The sequence below is a fragment of the Actinomycetospora sp. NBRC 106375 genome (assembly GCF_030269665.1).
Taxonomy (GTDB): Bacteria; Actinomycetota; Actinomycetes; order Mycobacteriales; family Pseudonocardiaceae; genus Actinomycetospora.
In genome coordinates, this window is record NZ_BSTS01000055.1 from 1 (window position 1) to 4,810 (window position 4,810).

The 4,810-nt window shown below is 65.9% G+C and carries 5 protein-coding genes and 1 pseudogene; 2 read left to right on the forward strand and 4 right to left on the reverse strand.

Annotated elements, in window-relative coordinates; translation table 11 throughout:
• Positions 1-103 precede the first annotated feature (103 nt).
• From QSK03_RS32765 to QSK03_RS32775, 3 genes are read right to left on the reverse strand one after another with little or no spacing between them, the layout of a single operon-like run.
• Positions 104-1,210, reverse strand: coding sequence for an LLM class flavin-dependent oxidoreductase (locus tag QSK03_RS32765; protein ID WP_285660011.1), 1,107 nt, complete (start codon positions 1,208-1,210; stop codon positions 104-106).
• Positions 1,207-1,680 carry a GlcG/HbpS family heme-binding protein gene (locus QSK03_RS32770; protein WP_285660012.1) on the reverse strand — a complete coding sequence of 158 codons (474 nt, stop codon included), beginning with the start codon at positions 1,678-1,680 and terminating at the stop codon, positions 1,207-1,209. The genes QSK03_RS32765 and QSK03_RS32770 overlap by 4 nt, the downstream gene beginning before the upstream one ends.
• A gap of 24 nt (positions 1,681-1,704) precedes the next feature.
• The gene (locus QSK03_RS32775; protein WP_285660013.1) at positions 1,705-2,472 is read right to left on the reverse strand and encodes an SDR family NAD(P)-dependent oxidoreductase; all 768 of its coding nucleotides are present in this window, start codon (positions 2,470-2,472) and stop codon (positions 1,705-1,707) included.
• 230 nt (positions 2,473-2,702) lie between these two features.
• On the opposite strand from QSK03_RS32775, the gene QSK03_RS32780 reads away from it, so the two are divergent.
• Both QSK03_RS32780 and QSK03_RS32785 read left to right on the forward strand, forming a co-directional pair.
• Complete coding sequence (locus QSK03_RS32780; protein ID WP_285660014.1) at positions 2,703-2,840, forward strand: hypothetical protein; 138 nt, start codon at positions 2,703-2,705, stop codon at positions 2,838-2,840.
• A gap of 416 nt (positions 2,841-3,256) precedes the next feature.
• Positions 3,257-4,237, forward strand: coding sequence for an AraC family transcriptional regulator (locus tag QSK03_RS32785; RefSeq protein WP_285660015.1), 981 nt, complete (start codon positions 3,257-3,259; stop codon positions 4,235-4,237).
• A gap of 208 nt (positions 4,238-4,445) precedes the next feature.
• On the opposite strand, the pseudogene QSK03_RS32790 reads toward QSK03_RS32785, so the two are convergent.
• Positions 4,446-4,700, reverse strand: a pseudogene (locus QSK03_RS32790) (transposase); the annotation flags it as partial.
• Positions 4,701-4,810 lie beyond the last annotated feature (110 nt).

The following is a 4,810-nucleotide window of genomic DNA, read 5'->3' on the forward strand; positions in this document are numbered from 1 at the left end:
GACCCCGACCCGCTGCCTGACCAGCATCTTGACCTGGTCACTCTGGCGACGACGCCACCAAGCCCGAGCCCGCGCATGCCACTACCGCACCCGAGCCGGACGACTACAACTCAGGCTGTAGTACTAGTTCCTGCTCGTAGTCAAGGAATCCAAGGATGACGCCGTCCATGCCGGCCCCGGACAGTCCGCTGAGCTCCTCGACGACTTGCTCGGGGGTTCCGATGATCGGATATCCGCCGTAGCCGAGGATGAAGCGTTCCTTGAACTCACGTAACTGGGTGCCGTACGACTGGCTCTCCAAGCCCAGGATGGACATGAGATTGCCTGCGCCGTCCCAGTCGCCTTTTTCAATGATGTGGTCGCGGACCGCGTTCGCCTCGGCCTCGGTGTCGCGGCAGATGACGAATGCGTAGGTCAGCATTCCGATCTTGCGGCGGAACTCGGTGGCCGCGATCTCGCGGACCTTGGCCGCGTACGCCGTGCCGTTCTCAATGGTGTCGACCGTCGCGAAGTTGAAGTCGACGTGCTTGGCGGAGAAGCGGATGCCGGCCGGCGAGTTGCCCGCGTTGACCAGCACCGGACCTCCAGGCTGCACCGGCTTGGGCGCGGCTTGCGCTTCTCGGACGTGGAGGAACTCCCCATCGTGATCGAACGGCTTGTCCTCGACCCACAGGCGCTTCACGAGCGTCATCCAGTCGTGGCCGTAGGCGTATCGCTGATCGTGCTGGCGCTGCTCGGCTCCGAACATCTCCATCTCCGGAGTGAACCAGCCCATCACAGCATTGAGCCCGAACCTGCCCCCGGCGATCTGGTCGACCGTTGTCGACATCTTGGCGGCAACGATCGGGTGGATCGTCGGGAGGTGGGAGGTCGCGAACACCATGGCCCGCTCGGTGGCCTGGGCGACACCGGCTGCCCAGGTGAAGGTCTCCAGACTCTCGCCGTTGAAGTCGACCTGGCCTCCGAAGCCACGCCACCGTGCGACGGGGACCAACAACTCGAAACCGAGCTCGTCGGCGGTCCGGGCGATCCGCAGGTTCTGCTGCCAGGTCGGACGGAAGGTCGACTCGGCGCTGGTCATGGTCAGCCCGTTGCTGACATTCGTGCCGAAGATGCCGAGCTTGAGCTTCTGGTCGTTGTAGAGCGGTACGTTGGCGGCCCGGTAGGCGTCGATCTCGTCCTGATCGGGCAGTGGAACGGTGCTGGTCATCGTGTCTCCTCCGTTGTCGTGTCCGCCTCGCCCAGTCCGGTCGCCAGGAGGGCTGCCCTGGCGACGGCCATGTCGTCGGTGTAGTGGCCACCACTGAGCCCGAGCCCGCCGACCAGGTGGCCGTCGATCCTGAGCGGGAAGCCCCCGCCGAACACGGTGAGCCGAGGGACGGTCGGGATGCCGGCGGCGAGCGGCGGGTCACCCTTGATGAACTCGTGCCACTGGTCGGTCGGAATGCCGAAGGCAGCCGCCGTCCAGGCCTTGTCCTGGGCCAGCTGCACGGCGAGCAGCGGAGCGCCGTCCATCCGCAGGAAGCCCTGCAACGTGCCGGCGGTGTCGGTGATGGCGATCGCCATCGGCACGCCGTGCGAGCGTGACGCGTCGCACGCCGCGGTGATCAACCTCGTGACCAGGTCGGCCTGGATGCCGTAGTGGGTCACGAGGGACGTCGTCGAGTCGAGCGGTGACATGGCCATTCCTTTCGCGGCTCGGAGTTACTGCAGGGACCAGCCGCCGTCGACGGTCAGGACGGAACCGGTCATGAAGCTGGACTCGTCGCTGGCGAGGAACAGGGCCAGGTTCACGACCTCTTCCGGCCGCCCGAGTCGACCTAGCACGTGTCCCTGGGCGAAGCCCTTCATGACCTCGTCCTCATCGGGGTTGTCCGGCAGGGTCGCGACGAAGTTCCGTGGCATGGCGGTGTCGATGACACCTGGACAGATGGCGTTGACCCTGATGCCTCGCTGCGCGAGGTCGACGGCTGCGCACTTGGAGAACATCGCCAGTCCGGCTTTCGCCGCGCCGTAGGCCGAGAGGTTGGGGAAGACCGTCAGGCCGCCGACGGAGGACACATTGACGATCGAGGCGGCGCGGCCCTCCATCAGCGGGGCGAGGGCCTTCGTCAGCAGGAAAACGCTCTTGATGTTGACGTCTTGTACGTGATCCCACTCCTCGATGCTCGTCTCGAGCAACGGCTTCCCGAGGATGATGCCGTGGTTGGCGTAGAGGATGTCGATTCCGTCGAACTCCCGGGCGGCGACCGCGAGGCGTTCGACTCCTTCCGGGTCAGCGAGGTCCGCGGCGACGTAGGTCATCGCAAACCCTTTCTCCTGCAATTCCGTGGTCAGGTCGGCGCCGGCCGCAGCATCGAGGTCGGTGCCGATGACCGTTGCGCCCTCCTCGGCGAAGCGCATGCACGCGATGCGCCCCTGGCCACCGGTCGCGCCGGTGATCACAGCAGTCTTTCCCTGCAGACGAGCCATGTTCACTCCCATCATCGGAAGCGGGAGAACGAAGATTCATCCCGATACGGACCACCGGGTCGGCGAAACCGCGGTCATGACTGTCGCCGGATCGAGCGCCAGGCGCTATCCGCGTCCTGCCCGCGCGCTATCCAGATGCTGAACAGTTGGGCACGGGCGCTGCCCGACAGTTCGATGAACTGCCAGGTGAGTGTTCGCTGGATACGGTGCCCATGGAGGGAGAGGCACACGTGATCGATGTGAGTGTCGTCGACGTGGCGCCGCGGGACGGCTTGCACAACGAGTCGACGGTCTTCTCGGTGAAGGATCGGGTCGTACTGATCAGCCGTCTGGTGGCGGTGGGGGCGCAACCAGAACGTCGGCGCTGACGAGAGCATGGGGGCTGCGGAGGAGATCACCCGTCGGGGCCGGGAGCACGGCCTGAAGGTCACGATCACCATCGCGACCGCGTTCGGATCCCCCCGAAGGGGCAACATCGACACGGAAGACCTGCTGTCCACGCTCCAACGGACGGGAAGCGCCTCGGAGTGGTCGATGGAGCAGCTCCGAGACGTAGCCACGTTCCTGGAGGAGCGACTCGGCCGCCCGGTGCCCGGCTCCTCGTCAGAGCCGGCGAGTTCCCGGCGCGGCCGTAGGGCGTCGAAGACCCGGCGCTATCCGAATCCCGCACGGTCGGCACGGCCGGATGGACACACGGCGGGGCCAGCGCCAACGATGAAGGGCCACCGGGACCGTCGGAGCTGTGACCGAACACACGGCGCGAGCTCGCAAGGAGGCCGGCGCCATGCAAGATTCCGAGGAGCGCCGCCCCATCGACGTACTGGAGGCGTTCGACCTCGCCGGGGCGCACACGCACATCGCCTCGGTCTACATCCCCCACCGCCTGATCCCCCACGACCGTGCTGCACCGTCGTTCCGGATGGCCCATCTCCAGACACCCCGGCTCACGCTCGGACATGTCCGCTACGGGGCCGACATCGAGCTGGCCTGCCCCGCGATGGAGTCCTTCCTCCATCTCAACCTGACCCTCGCGGGATCCACGCAGGTCCGCCAAGGCAAGAGCACAGCCGAAACGTCGGCAGGCGTAGCCGGTGCGGCGTTCAACGCCGACGAACCGTACCGAGTGCGGTGGAGCCCAGACGCGGTCCAGTACGCGCTCAAGGTCTCCCGCCGGTCGATCGACGAGCAGCTCGCGGCCCTCCTCGGACAGCAGGCTTCCACCGCCGAGTTCGACCTGACCTTCGACTTGGCCGGGACGACCGGACGGAGCCTGCTCGCGGCCGTCCACCACCTCGGACAACAGTTCGGGGCGTTCAGCGCCTCCGGCGGTGTACCGCGACTGGTGCAGGCTCAGCTCGACTCGTACATACTGACTCAGATCCTGCTGGCCGTCCCGAATTCCCACAGCGAGCTTCTACGCTCGGAGCCCGCCTGCGCTGGACGATCGCACATCCGACGAGCCGCAGAGCTTCTCGAGCGACGAGCCGGTGAACCTTGGACGATCGAGCAACTCGCGCGAGCGGTCTCCGTCAGCGCTCGCGCACTTCACAATGGGTTCCGGAAGGAGCTCGAGACCACACCGATTCAGTACCTGCACGAGATCCGACTCCAAAGAGTTCGCGACGAACTACTCATCGGAGAAGCCACGCAAGTCAGTGACGTTGCGGTGAAGTGGGGGTTCTATCACCTAGGGCGCTTCTCGCAGCAGTATCGGAGACGATTCGGGGTGCTGCCGTCGGAGACGTTGCGTCAGAACACGTCCTGACCACAGGACTGTCAAGCAAAGGACGCCAAGACCTCGAACGCGATCGCCATCAAGTACGAGCAGCGGTGGAACAACACCGGCCGACTGACCGAGATCGCGGCGGATCGCACGGCCCCACGATCTCCCGGCCCCAACCCGGTGGCACTTCCGACGGCGTTGACAAAGAGGATGGGGACTGTTCGATGACCGGTGTACGGGCATGGATGGGTCAGTTGATGGTTGACGGGACGATACGGCCGGGGAAGGCGATCGCGAAGGCGTTGAGCGCCGGCTTCCAGCGCCTCGCCCACCGGGCCCGGCCCTTGCCGGTCGGGTCCAAGGATCGGGTGACGAGGTAGAGGCACTTCAGGGCCGCTCGCTCGGTGGGGGAGTGCCCGCGGGCCTTGGCCGCCCGGCGGTAGCGAGCGTTGAGCGACTCGATCGCGTTCGTGCTGCAGATGACCTTACGGATCTCCACGTCGTAGAGCCTGTTGCAAAATCAGCGTGTCGCAGGAGTGGATCTTTGGGTGCGGTGGCGAGGATGAGCAGCGTGGCCCGCTCGTACCGTCCCGTGCAGCGTGACCAGGGGTTCTT